The following is a 17,504-nucleotide window of genomic DNA, read 5'->3' on the forward strand; positions in this document are numbered from 1 at the left end:
CTCGACCTTCTCCCTGCTGTACATGCGAACCTCCAGTCCGGACCGCCCCGCGGTCCAACTTTCTGTCCGCACCCCCCCCGACCCATACGTCAGCGCCTTTAGGCGATACTGGTCGTAACGATCAAGGCTTACGCCGCACGGAAAGGAGACATTATGGGCATCTTTAAGAATGATGACCAAAAATCGAGCCAGTTTGGATTTGACGAGAAAAGCATGGCAGGCAAGGCCGTCAAGGCCGTACGCTGGATTTACGCCATCACGGGCGTCTTGGCGCTCGTCGCCGGCATCGCACTGCTGTTTGCGCCCGCCAAGTCCCTCGTCTTCCTAACGACCGTCTTGGGCTTCTACTTTGTGATCACGGCCGCGATCAGGCTGTTTACCGCTGTTTTCGAGCCACTGCTGCCCACCGGCTGGCGCGTGACGAGCATCATCTCCAACCTACTCATTATCTTGGGCGGCGTCATAATCCTGCGCAACCAGGCCTTCTCGACCGCGACGCTCACCACGATGGTGGTTATCGTGGCCGGCTTTGGCTGGATCGTCGAAGGTGTCATGTCCATTCTGGAGTCCGAGCTTTCGTCCAACCGTGCCCTCGCCATCCTGAGCGGCGCGCTCTCCATCATCGCCGGCATGTTCGTGTTTATCTATCCGCTGTGGTCGGCCAAGATGCTCGTCATCTTTAGCGGCGCCGCACTGCTGGTGTTTGGCGTAACGCTGATTGTTCGCGCTATTCAATTTGGCAAACTGGTGCACTAGATGCCGCGAACGCTCTTTATTGATGCAGACGCCTGCCCGGTCACGCGCGAGTCGATTGACTGCGCGCGGCGGGCGGGCGTCGCCGTCGTTATCGCCGGCAACAGCACACAGAACCTGGAACGCCACATTCGCCGCGACGATCCGCGCGACGTCGAGCATGCGCGACGCGGATTTTGGGTCACGACGCTCGATGTGAGCGTGGGCGCCGACAGCGCCGACTTTGCCATTGTCGAACGCCTGCAGGCGGGCGACGTAGTCGTGACGCAGGACATTGGCTTGGCGAGCATGGTGCTCGGGCGCGATGCCGCCGCCATCGGCGTACGCGGGCGCGTCTACGATAAGGCGACCATCGACATGCAACTGTTTATTCGCCACGAGGAAAAGAAGGTGCGCCGCGCCGGCGGTCGCACTCGCGGTCCGGCGGCATTTACCAGCGAAGACCGGGCCCGCTTTAAGCGCAACCTCACCGAGCTGCTGCGCTAACCAAGGTAGATTTTCGGGACATGCCCGGAAATCTACCTTTTTGTTTTGAGCGGTGTGAGCGCTCGGAATCCATGGCTCAACAAAAAAACGGGCTTCAAAATGCCATGCGTCGCCGCATTGCGCAGGCGCCGAGCATGGCTATTTGAAGCCCATTTTTTAAGCCTACTTAGAGGCCGAAGGCGGATAGGATAAGGCCCCAGCCGGCGCCGATGACGTACATCATGACCAGGAACACGGCGTTTTCACGAGCGCTGCGGTTGGTGCGGAACAGGACAAGATAGCCCACGCCGGCGGAAATGAGCGTGCCGGCGAGCATCGGCGCCAGCTGTAGCGCGCCCTCCAGGTACAGCTGCGTAATGACCACGCTGGCCGAGCAGTTGGGGATCAGGCCGACGAGTGCCGAGCCCAAGACGGCGAGCGTCTCGTTGCCACGCAGGAACTGCTCGATCGCGGACTCTCCGAAGGTCTCGAGCACGGCAACTAGAATCAGCGTCACCAGGAAAATAAAAACCGAAACCTGCACGGTGTGCGAGATCGCGCTGCGGATAATCGACAGGACGGGCGCACCTTCGTGGGAGTGACCGTGGTCGTGCCCATGGCCGTGGTGGTGCTCATGCTCGCTTGCGTGACCGTGGTCATGGCTGTGTCCGTGGTCGCGCTCGTGTTCATCTTCATCATCATCGCAACCGCAATGGTCGCGCTCGCACAACTCGTGGATGTGGTCGGCGCTCACGCCCGCCTCGGCCACTTCATCAATGATGTCGCCCCCGGTATGGTCGTCGTGCGCGCAGTTCACATGAGCCGGATTGGCAGCGGTCCCCAGCACGGTACGGCGAATCGCCGCATGCGCGCGGGCATTACGACGAAGGCCGCGGATAGCCGCGTCCACGATAAAGCCCGTGACCAGCGCGATCAGTGCCTTCGAAGCCAAAAGCATCGCCATGGTCTGCACGGGCACCTGCTCGGCGAGCAACAGCGGCAGCATCTCATCGGAGGTCGAGAGGAACACGGCGACCAGCGTGCCCAGCGTCACGACACGGCCGGCGTACAGCGTTGCTGCCATGGCCGAAAATCCGCACTGCGGCACAATGCCCAGCAGCGAGCCAGCCACGGGACCCGCAGCGCCGGCGCGCTTGATAGCGCCGTTGACGCGGTCGCCCGCAACGTGCTCAAGTGTCTCGAGAGCAAGATACGTCACCAACAAAAACGGCGCCAGCGAGAGCGTGTCCTTGCCGGCGTCGAGCAGAATATCAATCAGCAAATCCATGACGGATGGAACCTTTCATGTCTTTCGGCAGCATTGTAAAAGTCCTATCGGTCAACTAGGGTATTGTAGTTGTCCTAGGCGCGATGTCAATAGTTGCCCATGGTAAACTATCATCTCGCCACATCTCAATGAACCCGAGCCGCGCGGTGCGGCCCGTCCAAGGAGCAGTTATATGAACGTTTCACAAGCACTCGAATACGAGCGCCAGCCGTTTATTCCCATGTTTATCTATGGCGATCACGGCGCCATGGAGTCCGAGCGCCAGAAGGGCGAAGAGGCCCTTAAGGTGCTCGAAACCGAGTACTTTACCGCCGAGGGCGACCCCAGCTTCGACTTTGCCACCGTGCGCGACCTGGCTGACCGCAACCGCGACCTGTGCGACCAGATTGGCGAGGCACGCCTGCGCAACGTGACGCCCGCGACGCTTTCGCGCGGCCTGTCCGATGCCGACACCTGCGCCGCCATCGGCAAGATGCAAAAGCGCACCGCCGCGTCCGTTATGCGCGAAATCCGCGGCGACCGCGACGCGCTCGGCGTGGCCTACGCCCGCAAGCCCATCCAGGGCACCGTGCTCGGTATCGACATCGAGACCACCGGCCGTGCACCCGAGCGCGGCTATATCATCAACGTGGGCTGGGAGATCATGGAGCTCACCAGCGACGCCGTCCCGCATGACGCCGAGGCACACTACTGCGGCCTGCCCGACATCTACCGCGGCGAGGATGTGCCGCTATCGAACATCCATCACATTACCTGGGACGACATCGACGGCAAAAAACCATTCCGCGAGAACAAGGAACTGCAGAAGCAGCTGCTCAAACTTATGAAGAAGTACCCGTACATGGCGCATAACGCCGCGTTCGAAGACAGTTGGTTCAAGATCCACCTGGACGGTTACGCCGAGGCACGCCGCGCCGGCAAGATCATCGTCATCGACTCGCGCCAGATCTGCCGCAGCCTGGATGCCGACGTCCGCTCGCTCCCCCGCGAGTCCGCGCCCGCCGCGCTCGAGAACTGGGCGCGCCGCCGTGGCACCCTCGCCGCCGACGCCAACGAGCAGCACCTGGGCCTCGACGACACCGACCTCATGCTCCGCACGGTTCAGGCCGAGTTCAACCTCAAGAACCTATTCGCCAAGTAGAAACGCCTGCGACAAACCCCGGCGTAGATCACGAGCGGTCTCGCAGCGGGAAACCCCGCAGTGGGGCCGCCCTACGTTCCACAGATAGATTTGCCATCACAAATTCTGAACACTCATTGCGAACGATTTCGGCCAATTCCCGACACGTAATTCGTTGTCGGATGGCGATGCATCGATATCAAATGTGCGGCAATTGAGTATTTATATGCTATAGCTAAGCTGCGAAAACTTTTATTTAGGGCATACCAACTCATAATTGCGTCAAGCTTTTGGACAGCATTTGGTTAGACCTCTAAAACGGCTTTTCCACTCAGCGCCGTCAACACGGCATTAGCTGACACGATATATATCATGAGTATCGTATTGTCACATACCACTGCAAAAGCGGTCTACCAGGCCGCGCATTCGGTGTCTGCGAAAGGCATCGAGTCCTGTAGCCCTGCCGCGATTTACGGATCATGTCCCACCGGAACGTTCCTTGACGCAGCCGCAGAATGGCTCACCAAGCATGATGTTTCCCTCGACACAAATGATTCCCTCGAGGTGATGGTGTTTGATCGCAGGAATGCGCGCTATGCAATGAACTGTCAATGCCACGTTTCTTCAAAACGATTCTCGAACTCACGCTTTATAGAGCTCAAAGATGGCATCTTCATTGTTGGCGTTGAGCTTTGCGCACTTCAGGCCGCCACCTATCTTTCTTTTCGCGAACTAGTGGAGTACTACTTTGAACTGTGCGGCGCTTATTCCCTTGGAACCGACTCTTCCACCTCCTATACCGAGCGTTTCGCGCTCACCTCGACCGAGAGGTTAAAGCAGTTCTTTAATTCCATTACCAGATGCGACGGTCTGGCCCTTGCCCGAAAGGCGATCCAATGTGTGCGCGACGGATGCCGGTCTCCTATGGAAACAGCCTTTGTCATGATGTTAACGCTGCCCAAAAGCGAAGGAGGGCTTGGTATTAAGGGAATTGAGACCGATTACGAGGTGCAGGTCACCACTGCCGCAAAGAATCTCACGAGACGCAAAAAGTTCTTTATGGATGCGTATCTAAAGAAATCTCGCACAGACATTGAATACAACGGTTTTTATCATGACGCGGAAGAAGACCGCGCGATCGATGAGGAGCGCAAGAATGCACTTGCGTCCATGGGGTACGGAATCATCACCGTCAGCCGTTATTCCTTTATGCATGCCAGCTCTTTTGTTAGGGTCATGGAAGCAATCCAGCGGAAAGAGGGCGTACGCCCCTCGCGTCTGCCAAAAGACTTTCAAATCATGCAAGAGGACCTGAGACAGTTTGTGCTCAGAAGGTTTATAGAAGAGAAAAAGCGAATTCAGAAGCAGCTTCGCCAGGATTCCGAAGAGCGTCAACGAATCGACCTCGAAAAAGCAACGCTCGAAGGCATCACGCTGGATGACCCGACAATTAATAAAGTTCCGGCAATCGATGACATGCAGACTGTCGAATCCGACAGCCCATCATTTGTCCAAACAAGCAGCCTCGCGCCCGAGGGCAGGGTCTTCGGGGCCGGAGACTAGGCCGGCTAACAAGGTGGGTACCCTAGCGACGTGCAAAATTGCGAGTATTCAGCAGGGTCGGGTGTCTATCACCCTCGAGTGGATCCAAATGTGAAGCGAAATCACTCTTGCGTGAGAGCGTTAGGCAACATTTGAGGAAGAACTCATCGGATTAACACCCTAAGATAACTCTTGAACTGCATTATATGACCTGCAATAAATTAGCGGACCCCTATAGTTGCAGAATACTCCATTTTTTGCACGGCACGAGGGTACCCACCTTGGCATCGACTATCAAAAAACGCTCAGTCCGGGATCTCGTCCACTATTCCCCATCATTTTGTACAACGAATTACCTGAACGTCATTGACATATGAACATGCACTCATATAATCGAAAGTAAATTATATGAGCGCATGTTCATATGAAAGGATATTGCAATGAGCATCCGCGTTGATGAAACGAAACTCGACATCGAGGCCACCGAACCCGCGATCCCGACCACCTGCTCGCCCGAGGACCTTCCCGACGAGGAGCTTCTCTACGACCTCGCCGACCTGTTCAAGGTCTTCAGCGACACCACGCGCATCAAGATCCTTTACGCCCTCATGGGCCGCGAGCTCTGCGTGGCAGACATCGCCGAAGCGACCGAAACCTCGCAGTCCGCGGTGTCGCACCAGCTGCGCACACTCAAGCAGTCGCACCTGGTTAAATTCCGGCGCGACGGGCGCAATATCCTCTACTCGCTCGCCGACGACCACGTCTACACCATGCTCAACCAGGGCATGAGCCATATCTGCGAATAGCGGCCAACCACGGTACCAGCGCGGCCTGCACCCAAGCCGCAAAAACGGGAAAGGAACCCACCATGAAAAAGCAGTACAAGCTCGATGAGATCGATTGCGCCAACTGTGCGCGCGAGCTTCAGGACGAGTTGGCCAAGCTCGAGGGCGTCAAATCCGTTTCGGTCAACTTTATGACCCAGAAGTTGACGCTCGAGGCCGATGACGCCGAGTTCGACGAGGTCCTCGACCGCGTTGTGGAGTTCACCGCCGACGCCGAGCCGGACTGCGAGATCATTCTCTAGCCAAGGTTTACGCCAACCTGCAAGGCCGCGCTTGCTGCGGCCTTTGCTCGCGAAATTATATGAGCGAATGTTCATACATTCAAATGGGAGGATACGAGTCATGGCCACCGCCGACCCCAAAAAGAAAAAGAAGAAGCGCAAGAAAAAAGAATCACTCGAGCATAAGCGCAACCGCATCCTGGTAGCGCTGGGCATTTTTGCCGTGGTGTACGCCCTCGATGAACTCGGCACCCTCACTGCCGCATTCGGCACCCCGGGCGACATCTACGCCAGCTTTGTGCTGTTCCTCGTGCCGTTTTTGATTGCCGGCTACGACGTACTGCAAAAGGCATTCAATAACATCCGCCGCGGCAAGGCCTTCGACGAGAGCTTCCTCATGGCCGTCGCGACCATCGGCGCGTTTGCCATGGTGCTCTTCCCCGACACCGACCCGCACATGGCCGAAGGCGCCGCCGTCATGCTGTTCTACCAGGTCGGCGAGCTGTTCCAGGCATACGCCGTGGGCAAGAGCCGCAAGTCGATCAGCGCCATGATGGACATCGCGCCCGACTACGCCAACGTCGAGCAACCCGACGGCACACTCGAGCAGGTCTTCCCCGATGACATCGCCGTCGGCACCGTGATCGTGGTCAAGCCCGGCGAGCGCGTGCCTATCGACGGCGCCATCGTCGAAGGCGAGACACAGCTCGATACCGCTGCCCTTACCGGTGAGTCGGTCCCCCGCCCGGCCAAAACCGGAGACGATATCATCAGCGGCTGCATCAACATGACGGGCCTCATCCACGTGCGCACCACCAAGCCATTTGGCGAGTCCACCGTCGCGCGCGTCCTGGAGCTCGTAGAAAACGCCAGCGAAAAGAAGGCGCGCACCGAGAACTTCATCACGCGCTTCGCCCGCGTCTACACGCCCGCCGTCACCGGCGCTGCCGCGGTACTCGCGCTCGGCGGCGGCTTGGTCACCGGCGCCTGGTCCGACTGGATCCTGCGCGGCCTGACTTTCCTGGTCGTCAGCTGCCCGTGCGCGCTAGTGATCAGCGTCCCGCTCAGCTTCTTTGGCGGCATCGGCGGCGCATCCAAGCTGGGCGTCCTCATCAAGGGTTCTAACTACCTCGAGACGCTCGCCGATGTGGACACCGTCGTCTTTGACAAGACGGGCACCCTCACCAACGGCACGTTCTCGGCGGTCGCGGTGCACCCCGAGTCTGGCTATACCGAGCAGTCGCTGCTTGAGGTCGCAGCCCTCGCTGAGTCATTCTCCGACCATCCCATCGCGCAGTCGGTGCGTGTCGCCTACCAGGGCGAGGTCGACCCCAAGCGCGTAAGCGACTCCACCAACGACGCGGGCCATGGCGTGACGGCAACCGTCGACGGCAAGCACGTCGTCGTCGGCAACGCTAAGATGCTCGCCGCGACCGGCGTCGAAGCGCCCGATTGCGAGGTCGTCGGTACGATCCTTCACGTGCTGGTCGATGGCATCTATGCCGGCCACATTGTAATTGCCGACACCGTCAAGGCCGATGCCGAGCAGACGATCAGCGACCTGCACGCCGCCGGCGTCAAGCGCACCGTCATGCTCACGGGCGACCGCGAGGAAGTGGCTGCTGCGGTGGCCAAGCGGCTGGGGCTCGACGAGTTCCACGCGCAGCTGCTGCCGGGCGACAAGGTCGAGCGTGTTGAAGCGCTGCTTGCAACCGAGAGTGGCAAGGGCAAGCTCGCCTTTGTGGGCGACGGCATCAACGATGCGCCCGTGCTTACGCGCGCCGATGTGGGCATTGCCATGGGCGCTATGGGTTCCGACGCCGCGATTGAGGCCGCCGATGTTGTGCTCATGGATGACAAGCCGTCCAACATTTCCCGCGCGATTCGCGTGGCGCGCAAGACCATGGCGATTGTCTGGCAGAACATCATCTTTGCGCTGGGCGTTAAGCTGCTGATCCTGGTGCTGGCAGCGCTGGGCATTGCCGACATGTGGCTTGCCGTGTTCGGCGACGTAGGCGTGGCGATCATCGCCATCCTGAACGCCATGCGCGCGATGGGTGTCAAGAACCTGTAGCGTTCGTGGGCTGTCCGGCCGGGGCCGGGTTTGGTTTTGAAAACGTCCTCGCGCATGAGGCCCGTCTTTCCTGCTCCTGCGGAGCAGCGGAAAGGCGGGCCTCGCGCTGCGGAGTGTTTTCAAAACCAAGCCCGGCCCCGGCCTGCGGTAACGTTGCTGGCGGTTCTTGGGCATCGCTTGCTGGTGGGGTTCCTTGTCTGAGTTGGACTTAGTTGGTGGGACCACTCGTCTCGGTCGCTGTCCCGCGCCGTTCCGGCGCGGGAGGCGCGCCGCTGCGGGAGTGCTAGTCGGTCATTATTGGCGCCGAAGCACCGTCCCGTCCCAGCATCGCCCTCAGCTTCTCGAAGCTTTCCTCGCTTAGGCAGTGCTCCATGTGGCAGCCCTCTTGCGACGCGACCTCAGCCGAAACACCCGCATCCTCTAGCAGCCCCACGAAAAAGCAGTGACGCTCCCACATTTGACGAGCGACCTCCAGACCACGCTCCGTCAGATGAACATCTCGCTTGCCCATTTCGACATAGCCGTTGCTTTCCAACGTCGCCATGGCCTTGGAAACGCTCGCCTTAGTTACACCGAGGTACTCCGCAACGTCGATCGAGCGCACGATGCCCTGACGTTCCGACAGAACGTAGATCGATTCGAGATAGTCTTCTCCGGATTCACGTAGGGCCATGGGCCGCCTTTCGCGATGATTGCTAGTTAGCCTTTGGATACTTTCCACGGCTTACTTTACCGCAAAAGTTGCCCATGTCTTACTACTTTGCCTAAAAGTTAGCCGTGTTTCACAAAACGAGCGGGACGAAAACAAAATGGGAACACGCCCCGCAAGGAGTGTCCCCAAGTGCCGAGCCGCAGCTATAGCAGTCCAAAGTACTTCGCGGCGTTGTAGATGCCGTCGTCGTCCACGGCGGTCGTCACATAGGTCGCCGCAGCCTTCACCGTGTCCTGCGCGTTGCCCATGGCCACGCTCGTGCCCACGGCGGCAAACATCGACAGGTCGTTCTCGCCGTCGCCAAAGGCAATCGCCTCGCTCGCGTCGATACCAAGCCGCTCGAGCGTCGCCGCCACGCCCAGGTCCTTGCCGCCGTTAGCGGGAATAATGTCGCAGAATAGGTCGCACCAGCGCGTGGTGAGCGAATGCGACACGGCGTCGGTCACGATATGCTCGTCGACCGGGTCCACAAAGGCGCAAAACTGGTAGACCGGTGCGTCAAAGGCGTGCTCAAACGGCTCCTCGTGGTAGACGATTCCCGCGTTGCTGCCAGCCGTCACCACGCGCTCGGACAGGCGGTTCACAAACGAGTTCTCGCCCTGCATGCACAGCGAGTCGTAGCGCCCCTGCGCCACCTGGTCCACAATCACCGCGACGTCGTCCGAATCGATCGGGCAGCTGCGGTAAACCCCCTCGGCATCAAAGCAGTGCTGGCCCGAAAGCGTAATGTACGCATCCCAGCCCAGGTCGAACAGCCAGTCCGGCATCTGGTAGGTCGGACGGCCCGTGGCGATCACGCACGCAATCCCCTGCTCGTGAAAGCTGTCGAGCACCTGCTGCGCCGACGCCGGAATCCGGTGGGTCTTAAAGCTCAGCAGCGTGCCGTCGATATCGAAAAACGCGGCTTTGATCATTCTCGCCTACTCCTCGCCCTCGAGCTTTTCGCTCGCCTCGAGCCACGCCATCTCCAGCTCGTCCATGGCAGCGTGAGCCTCGTCGATCTTTGCCTGCTGCTCGCCGAGCGCCGTGTAGTTGGTGGGATCGACTTGGGCCATTGCTGCCTCGGCCTCCTCAACGCGGGTGCGCTGCGTCTCCATCTTGCGCTCGAGCGAACTCACCTCGCGGCGGAGCTTCTGGCGCTCGGCGTTGGACAGGCCGTTGGGCTGACCGCTCGACTTGGGCTTTTCGGCCGCAGCTGCCGCGGCACCGGTGTCGAACGTGCCGGTCTTGGCGCTCGGCGCGCCCACGGGCTCGCCCTCGGCGGTAGCGTTGCACAGGCGCAGGTACTGGTCCACGCCACCGGGCATATGCGTCAGGTGGCCGTCGAGCAGCGCCCACTGCTGGTCGGTCACGCGCTCCATCAAAAAGCGGTCGTGCGTCACCAGGATCAGCGTGCCGGGCCAGCCGTCCAGCAGGTCCTCGACAATCGCGAGCATGTCGGTATCCAGGTCGTTGCCCGGCTCGTCCAGGATGAGCACGTTGGGCTCGTCCAGAATCGTCAGCAACAGCGACAGGCGACGGCGCTGGCCGCCCGAAAGATCGCCGATGCGGCTCCAGAGCTGCTGCGTCGTAAAGCCCAGACGCTCGCAGAGCTTCTCGGGCGAAGTCTCCTTGCCGTCGATGACGTAGTACTTCTTATAGTTGCCGAGCACCTCGCGGATCGTGTCGCCCATGTAGGGCTTGAGCTCCTCGAGCTGCTGCGACAGCACGCCAAAGCGCACTGTCTGGCCAATCTTCACGCGGCCGCGCGTGGGTTCAATCTTGCCCTGGATCACGTCGAGCAGCGTCGACTTACCGGCGCCGTTCTCGCCCAAAAGGCCATAGCGGTCGCCCGCACCAATGAGCCAGGTCACATCGGTGAGCACCTGCTTGGGCGCGCCGTCGGTATCGGCATAGCCGGCATCCACGTCGACCACATCGATAACCTGCTTGCCCAAGCGGCTCACGGCCAAGCGCTTGAGCTCCAGCTCGTCACGCACGGGCGGCACGTCGGCGATCAGCTCACGAGCGGCATCCACGCGAAACTTGGGCTTGGTGGAACGAGCCTGGGCACCGCGGCTCAGCCACGCGAGCTCCTTGCGCGCCATGTTGCGACGGCGCTCCTCGGTAACCGCGGCCATGCGGTCGCGCTCTACGCGCTGCAGGATGTAGGCCGAATAGCCGCCCTCGAAGGGATCGACCTGGCCGTCGTGGACCTCCCACATGCTGGTGCAGACCTCGTCCAAGAACCAGCGGTCGTGCGTGACCACGAGCATGGCGCCCTGACCGCGCTGCCAGCGGGCCTTAAGGTGACGCGCGAGCCAGTTGATGGTGCGCATGTCCAGGTGGTTGGTGGGCTCGTCGAGCATGAGCACGTCGTAGTCACCAATCAGCAGGCGCGCGAGGTCCACGCGACGGCGCTGGCCGCCCGAAAGCTCGCCAACCGTGCCCTCCCAGGGCACATCGCTAATAAGACCGGCGAGAATCTGGCGCGTGCGGGGGCTCGACGCCCACTCGTACTCAGGCGTGTCGCCCACAACGGCATGATGCACGGTATCGGTGTCGACAAGCTGGTCCTTTTGGCCGAGCAGACCAATCGTGGTGCCGCGACGGTGCGTCACGCGGCCGTCGTCGGGCTCCAGCGTGCCGGCGAGCACGCTCAGCAGCGTCGACTTGCCGTCGCCGTTTTTGCCGACAATACCAATGCGGTCGCCCTCGCCCACGCCGAGCGTCACGCTATCGAAAATATGCTTGGTGGGAAACTCTAGGCTGACGGAATCGCATCCCAAAAGAATCGCCATATGCCCTGCTCCTTCGTAGAAATTCAACGTTGTCCATGATAGCAGCGAGCCCCACCCCAAACCACCACGAAGGCGCCTGTCCCCTTTGTGGTGGTCGTTTCGGTCGCAGAGCAAAAGGCGGGCCATCTCCCGCAAGAGATGACCCGCCTCTCCAATCAGTCCTGCGGCAACCGTGGCCGCTGCAGGCCTCAAGCATGTCCCGGACTAGGAGAACATGCCGGTGAGGTAATCATTCAGCCGCTTATCCTTGGGCCGTTGGAAAATCTCGTCAGTCTCGTCGTACTCGACCATATCGCCCATGTAGAAGAACGCCGTGCGGTTGGACACGCGCGACGCCTGCTCCATGTTGTGCGTCACGATAACGATGGCGCGGTCGGCCACGATCGATGACATGAGGTCCTCGATCGCCAGCGTCGAGATGGGGTCGAGCGCCGAGCAGGGCTCGTCGAACAGAATCACGTCGGGGTTGAGCGCCAGCGTGCGCGCGATGCACAGACGCTGCTGCTGACCGCCCGAAAGCGCATAGGCGCTCTTATCGAGCTTGTCTTTGACCTCGTCCCACAGCGCCGCGCCGCGTAAGCTTTCCTCGACCATGCGGTCGAGCTCGTCACGGTCGGTGATGCCGTGGCGCTTGGGCGCAAACGTGATGTTGTCGCGAATGGACTTGCGGAACGGGTTGGGCTGCTGGAACACCATGCCAATGGAACGGCGCAGCTCGTAGGTGTTTTCGGTCTTGGTGTTCACGTTGCGCCCGCGATAGTTGATCTCGCCCTCCACGCGGCAGCCGCGAATCTCGCGATTCATGAGGTTGAGGCTACGCAAGAAGGTCGACTTACCGCAGCCCGAAGGCCCAATGAGCGCCGTGATCTCGCCCTTGTGGAAGTCGAGCGACGTATTGTGCAGGGCATGGTGGTCGCCATAGTACACGTTGACGTCCTTGGTGGAGAGCGCAACCTCGTCGCTCACGGCCTTGCCGCTCACGCGCACGCGCTTCTCGCTCTCCCCCACGCTCGACAGGAAGTCCCGGGTGTCGGACGATGCCGCTTCGGTTGCGGGCGTTACATTCATCTCGCTCATTCGGCCGTCATCTTCCTTGCCAGTTGCTTGCCCACAATGCGGGCGATTACGTTAAACAGCAGCACGCAAATCATCAGCAGTGCCGCGGTACCCCAAACGATCTGCTGGGCCTCGGGGCTGCCTTCGCCATAGATCTTGTAGATATGCACGGCGAGCGACTCACCGGGGCGGAACACGTTCCAGGCGCAAGTAGGGCTCGACAGGTTAAGGCTCAAGAAGTTGAGGCGAACCGGCGAGCTCATGCCCGAGGTAAAGAGCAGTGCTGCGGCCTCGCCAAACACGCGACCGGCCGAAAGCACGATGCCCGTCACGATGGCAGGCATGGCCTCGGGGATCAGGATGTGCAGCGTGGCCTCCCAGCGAGTGAGGCCCATGGCCAGGCACGCATCGCGCTGGGCCTGCGGCACGTCCTCGAGCGCCTGCTGGATCACGCGCACCAGGATGGGGATGTTGAACATGGTGAGCGCGACGGCGCCGGAGATGATGGAGTACTTCCAGCCCAGCTGCACCGAGAACACCAGAAAACCGAACATGCCGACGACGATGGAAGGCAGCGAGGACAACGTCTCGATGGCGGTGGAGGCGATGTCGCGGATGGGTCCGTCCGGCGCGTACTCAACCAAAAAGACCGCTCCGCCCAGGCTGATGGGCACCGAGATGATCAGGGTGATCAGCAGCAGGTAGAACGAGTCGAACAGCTGGTAGAGCACGCCGCCCTGCGTTCCGTTGGCGCGCGACGGCTCCGTGAGAAAGCCCGGCTGGAACAGCGTCGAGATGCCCTCGAACAGGATATAGGCCACCATGGAGACGACGATGAGCATGACGATGGCGACGATCGCCGTCAACACGCCCGTGGCGAAGCGGTCCTGCTTTTGGACACGCCCGAGCCTCGCCTCGTCGATGTGGATACGCGTGCTAGCCACGAGCCTTCGCCCCCTTGCGGCCGATAAGGTGGATGATCAGGATGAAGATGAGGCTCATGCCCATCAGCAGCAGACCGAGCGCCCACAGAACATCGTCCTGGGCCGAGCCCTCGGCATAGACCGCCATAGACGTGGTGAGCGTGGTGGTGATGGTGGATGCCGGCGACAGCAGTGACGTCGGCATGGCCTCGATACCGCCGATAACCATGCGCACGGCAAGCGTTTCGCCAAAGGCGCGGGTCATACCAAGGATGACCGCAGTCATGAGCGACGGCATGGCGGACTTGAGTACCACGTGCCAGATGGTCTGCCAGCGGGTGTAGCCCAGCGCGAGCGAGCCCTGGCGGTAGCTGTCGGGCACGGCGCGCAGGCCATCGACCGAAAGTGTGGTCATCGTCGGCAGGATCATGACGGCCAGCACGATGGCGCCGGGCAAGATGCCCAAGCCCGTGCTTGCGTGGAAAACGCTCTTCATGAGGCCGACGACCACGTGAAAACCGATCAGGCCAAAGACGACCGAGGGAATACCGGTCAAAAGCTCAATGAGCGGCTGAAAGATCTTGGAACCAAACTTAGGCTGGATCTCGACCGCAAAGATGGCAGAGCCGATAGCGATGGGCAGCGCGATAAGCGTGGAGAGCACCATGACCGCAAACGTGGTGACGATCAGGGGCAGGGCGCCGGTATAGGGCAGGCCGCTTTCGGCTGTGTTGGCCAGGTCCCACTTGGTGCCGGTGAAGAACTCGACGACCGAAACGCCGTCCTTGAGAAAAGCCGAGAGGCCCTTTTGGGCGACCATAAAGATGAGCGCGGCAACGACAAGCGTCACGAGCGCAACGCACGCGCCCGTGACGCCCAGGCCCACGTTCTCAAGGTCGCGCTTTGGCAGCTGTTTTGCCATTGCAAACCTTTCCGGGGCGATTACTTATTTAGCGGAGACCTTGCCGCTGGCGTCCTTGACGACCTTCATGGCAGAGACGGGGATGAAGCCCTGCTCCTCGACGAGCTTGCCCTGGACGTCGTCGGAGAGCATAAACTCCAGGAAGGCCTTGGTGGCCTCGTCGGCGTCCTTGGAGCAGTACATGTGCTCGGTCGCCCAGATCTTGAAGGAGTCGTCGGTGACGTTCTTGCTCTTGGGCTCGACGCCCTCGACCTTGATGGCGTTGAACTTGGAGTCATCGAAGTGCGAGAAGTCGAGGTAGGAGATGGCGTTGTCGGTACTGCCCATCTGAGTCTGGACATCGCCGGACTTGTCGAGCTCGGCGTCGCCCTTAAAGTCGACGGCCTCGTCGCCAAAAACGGCGGCCTCGAAGGTGGCACGGGTACCGGAGCCAGCCTTGCGGTTGAGAACGACGATCTTGACGTCGTCGCCGCCGACCTCCTTCCAGTTGGTGATCTGGCCGGAGAAGATACCCTTGAGCTGCTCGAGGGACAGGTCGTCGACCGTCACGTTCTTGGAGACGACGGGACCCATGCCAACGACGGCGACCTCGTGGTCGACGAGGTTCTTGACCTGGTCGGCCTCGAGCTTGGTCTCGGCGAAGACGTCGGAGTTACCGATGGTGACGGTGCCAGCGGCGACAGCGGTCAGACCCTTGCCCGAACCGTTGCCCGAGCCGGAGATGGAGACGTCGGGGTTGGCATCCATGAACTTCTCGGCAGCAGCCTCGACGAGAGCCTGGAACGAGGAGGCACCGTCGTAGGTCACCTCGCCGGAGACGGACTCGGCAGCGGCGGCACTACCCTTGTCGGCGGCACCGGAGGCACCTGAGCCGCCGCAGCCAACGAGGCCGAGGCCCACGAAGCTGGCGAGGCCACCAGCGAGGCCGAGGAACTGACGACGAGAATAAGCCTGATCGAGCATGATCTTCCTTTCATACATGCGACTCGCGGGCACCCTGCCCGCTTTGCTGTTTGGAAAGATACGGCCCCGATCGGGCGACGGCCGCGTTATCTGCGGTTTCTTACGGGCATCTGATAGACCCTTACCGCGAGCGCGGCCCAGCCTTTACAAACGGATAACAAACCCCACCCAAGCATGGCACGCTTTTTACACCAGAGCAAAGTAGTCATTGAGGACGTTCTTGTTTGACTAGTCATTTAAGAACGTCCCCAATGACTACGCCAGAGCGAGCAAGGTGCCTTGAAACAAGGCGGCATTGACCTTCTGGTCATGCCGCCGAAGTTGAAAGGCAGATTGCCGCTCTGGCGGGCTTGCAGCGTCGACTGGTTACGCGGTTTGGTAAAACCGCGTAACTATAGTTCGAGTTCGTTGAGACGCAGGATTGCCACGATGTAAATCTTGAGTGCTTGCTTGAGCTGCTCTTCGTTGGCGCACTCGTTGGGACCGTGCATCTGGCCGCCCCACTCGGGCAACTCAAGGCCGGTCTCTTCGGGGCCAAACGAGACGGCGCGGGCAAAGTTGCGTGCGTACGTGCCACCGCCCATGGCAAAGGGTTCGGCATGCTTGCCGGTGAACTCGTTATAGGTATCGATAAGCGCCTTCACGGCCGGATCATCGGCAGAGACCGAGAACGGCACCTTCGCGCGACCCAGCTGGCACGTCACGCCGAAACGGCCCACGAGCGGATCGAGCTGCTCGCGGATGGTATCGGCACTCGTGCTGTCGGGGAAGCGCACGTCGATGACCTGCTCGATATGGCCATCCGCCACGCGGATGACGCCGGGGTTGCAGGTGAGCGGGCCAAACGCCGGGCTCGTCGCGTCGATACCCAGGCCGCGGCCATAGGCGTCCGCATGCACAAAGGCCAGAAACTTGACAAACTCGTGCTCGGCAGGCGTCAGCAGGCGCTCGTCGCGCGCACCAAACGCATCCTCGGCCTCGCGCAGATACGCCACGATGAGGCCGACGGCATTGATTGTTCCCTCGGGCATCGAGGCATGACCGCCAATGCCGTGGGCGAAAATCTGCGCATGCCCGTTGCCGAGCGCCGTGATCTCCAGGCGGTCGGCGTTCTCAACAGGCGCCGGCAGCTCATCGGCGGCAATCGCAAGCTCGCAGATAGACTGCGACGGAATGGCGTTGCTCGCTTCGGCGCCGCTCCACGACACAATGCGCCCGCCGTCAATCTTGGAGCTCACAAACGTCGCCCCAAACTGGCCCTTCTCGGCATTGCAGACCGGGAACTCAGCATCGGGCGTAAACAGAAAGTCGGGGTTCGCGTGGTTCTCCAGATAATGGTGAACGTCGGACATACCCACTTCCTCATCGCAGCCCAGCAGCGCGCGGAAGGTATAGCGCGGCACAATGCCGTGTTTGAGCAGATAAGCGCCGGCGTAGAGCGACAACACCGCCGGGCCCTTGTCGTCGATCACGCCACGGCCGAGCAGCCAGCCCTCGCGGCGCTCCATCGCAAACGGGTCGGTGTTCCAACCGGGGCCAGCGGGAACCACGTCCACGTGGCAGATAGTCGCGAGCTGCTTGTCGCCGCGACCCGGGATATCGGCGATTCCCACATAGCCCCCGTCGTCGCTCGTCTGATAGCCGAGCTTTTGCGCAATGCCGAGCGCGCAATCGAGCGCGTCACGGACCGGGCGGCCAAACGGCGCACCGGGCTCCGCATCGGCAGCAACGGCCACGGACGGATAGCTCACCAGTTGTTCGATATCGGCAACGACATCCTCCCAGACCTCGTCGACATACTCGGCAACGCTCTGCTCCACCTGATTCATGAACGACCTCC

At 60.8% G+C, this 17,504-nt stretch carries 16 protein-coding genes; 7 read left to right on the forward strand and 9 right to left on the reverse strand.

Annotation, left to right across the window (positions count from 1 at the left end; all coding sequences use genetic code 11):
• Positions 1 to 153: 153 nt before the first annotated feature.
• A complete protein-coding gene (locus AB5767_RS06225; protein WP_035137275.1) occupies positions 154 to 756 on the forward strand; it encodes an HdeD family acid-resistance protein in 603 nt (200 codons plus the stop codon).
• Positions 757 to 1,239, forward strand: a complete 483-nt coding sequence (locus AB5767_RS06230) for a YaiI/YqxD family protein (RefSeq protein WP_055310731.1) — start codon at positions 757 to 759, stop codon at positions 1,237 to 1,239.
• A 166-nt stretch (positions 1,240 to 1,405) separates the two neighbouring features.
• Here the strand turns inward: AB5767_RS06230 and AB5767_RS06235 are convergent, their stop codons facing one another.
• Positions 1,406 to 2,506 carry a putative manganese transporter gene (locus tag AB5767_RS06235; RefSeq protein WP_368132074.1) on the reverse strand — a complete coding sequence of 367 codons (1,101 nt, stop codon included), beginning with the start codon at positions 2,504 to 2,506 and terminating at the stop codon, positions 1,406 to 1,408.
• Positions 2,507 to 2,678: 172 nt separating this feature from the next.
• Here AB5767_RS06235 and AB5767_RS06240 point away from each other — a divergent pair, with 172 nt between their 5' ends.
• The 5 genes from AB5767_RS06240 to AB5767_RS06260 all read left to right on the forward strand — a co-directional run bounded on the left by AB5767_RS06240 (position 2,679) and on the right by AB5767_RS06260 (position 8,308).
• Complete coding sequence (locus AB5767_RS06240; RefSeq protein WP_006235437.1) at positions 2,679 to 3,647, forward strand: 3'-5' exonuclease; 969 nt, start codon at positions 2,679 to 2,681, stop codon at positions 3,645 to 3,647.
• A 351-nt stretch (positions 3,648 to 3,998) separates the two neighbouring features.
• On the forward strand, positions 3,999 to 5,189 hold the full coding sequence (locus AB5767_RS06245; protein ID WP_368132073.1) for a putative endonuclease domain-containing protein: 1,191 nt from the start codon (positions 3,999 to 4,001) through the stop codon (positions 5,187 to 5,189).
• Positions 5,190 to 5,608: 419 nt separating this feature from the next.
• Positions 5,609 to 5,974 (forward strand): ArsR/SmtB family transcription factor, encoded by a 366-nt coding sequence (locus tag AB5767_RS06250; protein ID WP_035137284.1) that lies wholly within the window; start codon positions 5,609 to 5,611, stop codon positions 5,972 to 5,974.
• Positions 5,975 to 6,036: 62 nt separating this feature from the next.
• Complete coding sequence (locus AB5767_RS06255; RefSeq protein WP_195445857.1) at positions 6,037 to 6,255, forward strand: cation transporter; 219 nt, start codon at positions 6,037 to 6,039, stop codon at positions 6,253 to 6,255.
• Positions 6,256 to 6,355: 100 nt separating this feature from the next.
• Positions 6,356 to 8,308, forward strand: a complete 1,953-nt coding sequence (locus AB5767_RS06260) for a heavy metal translocating P-type ATPase (protein WP_368132072.1) — start codon at positions 6,356 to 6,358, stop codon at positions 8,306 to 8,308.
• Between the two features lie 283 nt (positions 8,309 to 8,591).
• Here AB5767_RS06260 and AB5767_RS06265 read toward each other — a convergent pair whose 3' ends face one another.
• From AB5767_RS06265 to AB5767_RS06300, 8 genes are all read right to left on the reverse strand, one after another.
• Positions 8,592 to 8,981 carry a metal-dependent transcriptional regulator gene (locus tag AB5767_RS06265; protein WP_343000608.1) on the reverse strand — a complete coding sequence of 130 codons (390 nt, stop codon included), beginning with the start codon at positions 8,979 to 8,981 and terminating at the stop codon, positions 8,592 to 8,594.
• 182 nt (positions 8,982 to 9,163) lie between these two features.
• Positions 9,164 to 9,934: a Cof-type HAD-IIB family hydrolase gene (locus AB5767_RS06270; RefSeq protein ID WP_195363826.1), complete on the reverse strand. Its 771-nt coding sequence runs from the start codon at positions 9,932 to 9,934 to the stop codon at positions 9,164 to 9,166.
• 6 nt (positions 9,935 to 9,940) lie between these two features.
• The gene (locus AB5767_RS06275) at positions 9,941 to 11,800 is read right to left on the reverse strand and encodes an ABC-F family ATP-binding cassette domain-containing protein (protein WP_368132071.1); all 1,860 of its coding nucleotides are present in this window, start codon (positions 11,798 to 11,800) and stop codon (positions 9,941 to 9,943) included.
• A gap of 204 nt (positions 11,801 to 12,004) precedes the next feature.
• On the reverse strand, positions 12,005 to 12,877 hold the full coding sequence (gene pstB, locus AB5767_RS06280; protein ID WP_368132070.1) for a phosphate ABC transporter ATP-binding protein PstB: 873 nt from the start codon (positions 12,875 to 12,877) through the stop codon (positions 12,005 to 12,007).
• Positions 12,874 to 13,800 (reverse strand): phosphate ABC transporter permease PstA, encoded by a 927-nt coding sequence (pstA, locus tag AB5767_RS06285; RefSeq protein WP_368132069.1) that lies wholly within the window; start codon positions 13,798 to 13,800, stop codon positions 12,874 to 12,876. The genes pstB and pstA overlap by 4 nt, the downstream gene beginning before the upstream one ends.
• Positions 13,793 to 14,701, reverse strand: coding sequence for a phosphate ABC transporter permease subunit PstC (gene pstC / locus AB5767_RS06290; protein ID WP_368132068.1), 909 nt, complete (start codon positions 14,699 to 14,701; stop codon positions 13,793 to 13,795). The genes pstA and pstC overlap by 8 nt, the downstream gene beginning before the upstream one ends.
• A 24-nt stretch (positions 14,702 to 14,725) precedes the next feature.
• Entirely contained in the window at positions 14,726 to 15,664 is a 939-nt protein-coding gene (locus tag AB5767_RS06295; protein WP_368132067.1) for a phosphate ABC transporter substrate-binding protein, read from the reverse strand.
• Between the two features lie 392 nt (positions 15,665 to 16,056).
• Positions 16,057 to 17,493, reverse strand: coding sequence for a M20 family metallopeptidase (locus AB5767_RS06300; RefSeq protein ID WP_368132066.1), 1,437 nt, complete (start codon positions 17,491 to 17,493; stop codon positions 16,057 to 16,059).
• Between the last annotated feature and the right edge of the window lie 11 nt (positions 17,494 to 17,504).

This window comes from Collinsella aerofaciens (assembly GCF_040926265.1).
Classification (GTDB): Bacteria; Actinomycetota; Coriobacteriia; order Coriobacteriales; family Coriobacteriaceae; genus Collinsella; species Collinsella aerofaciens_BB.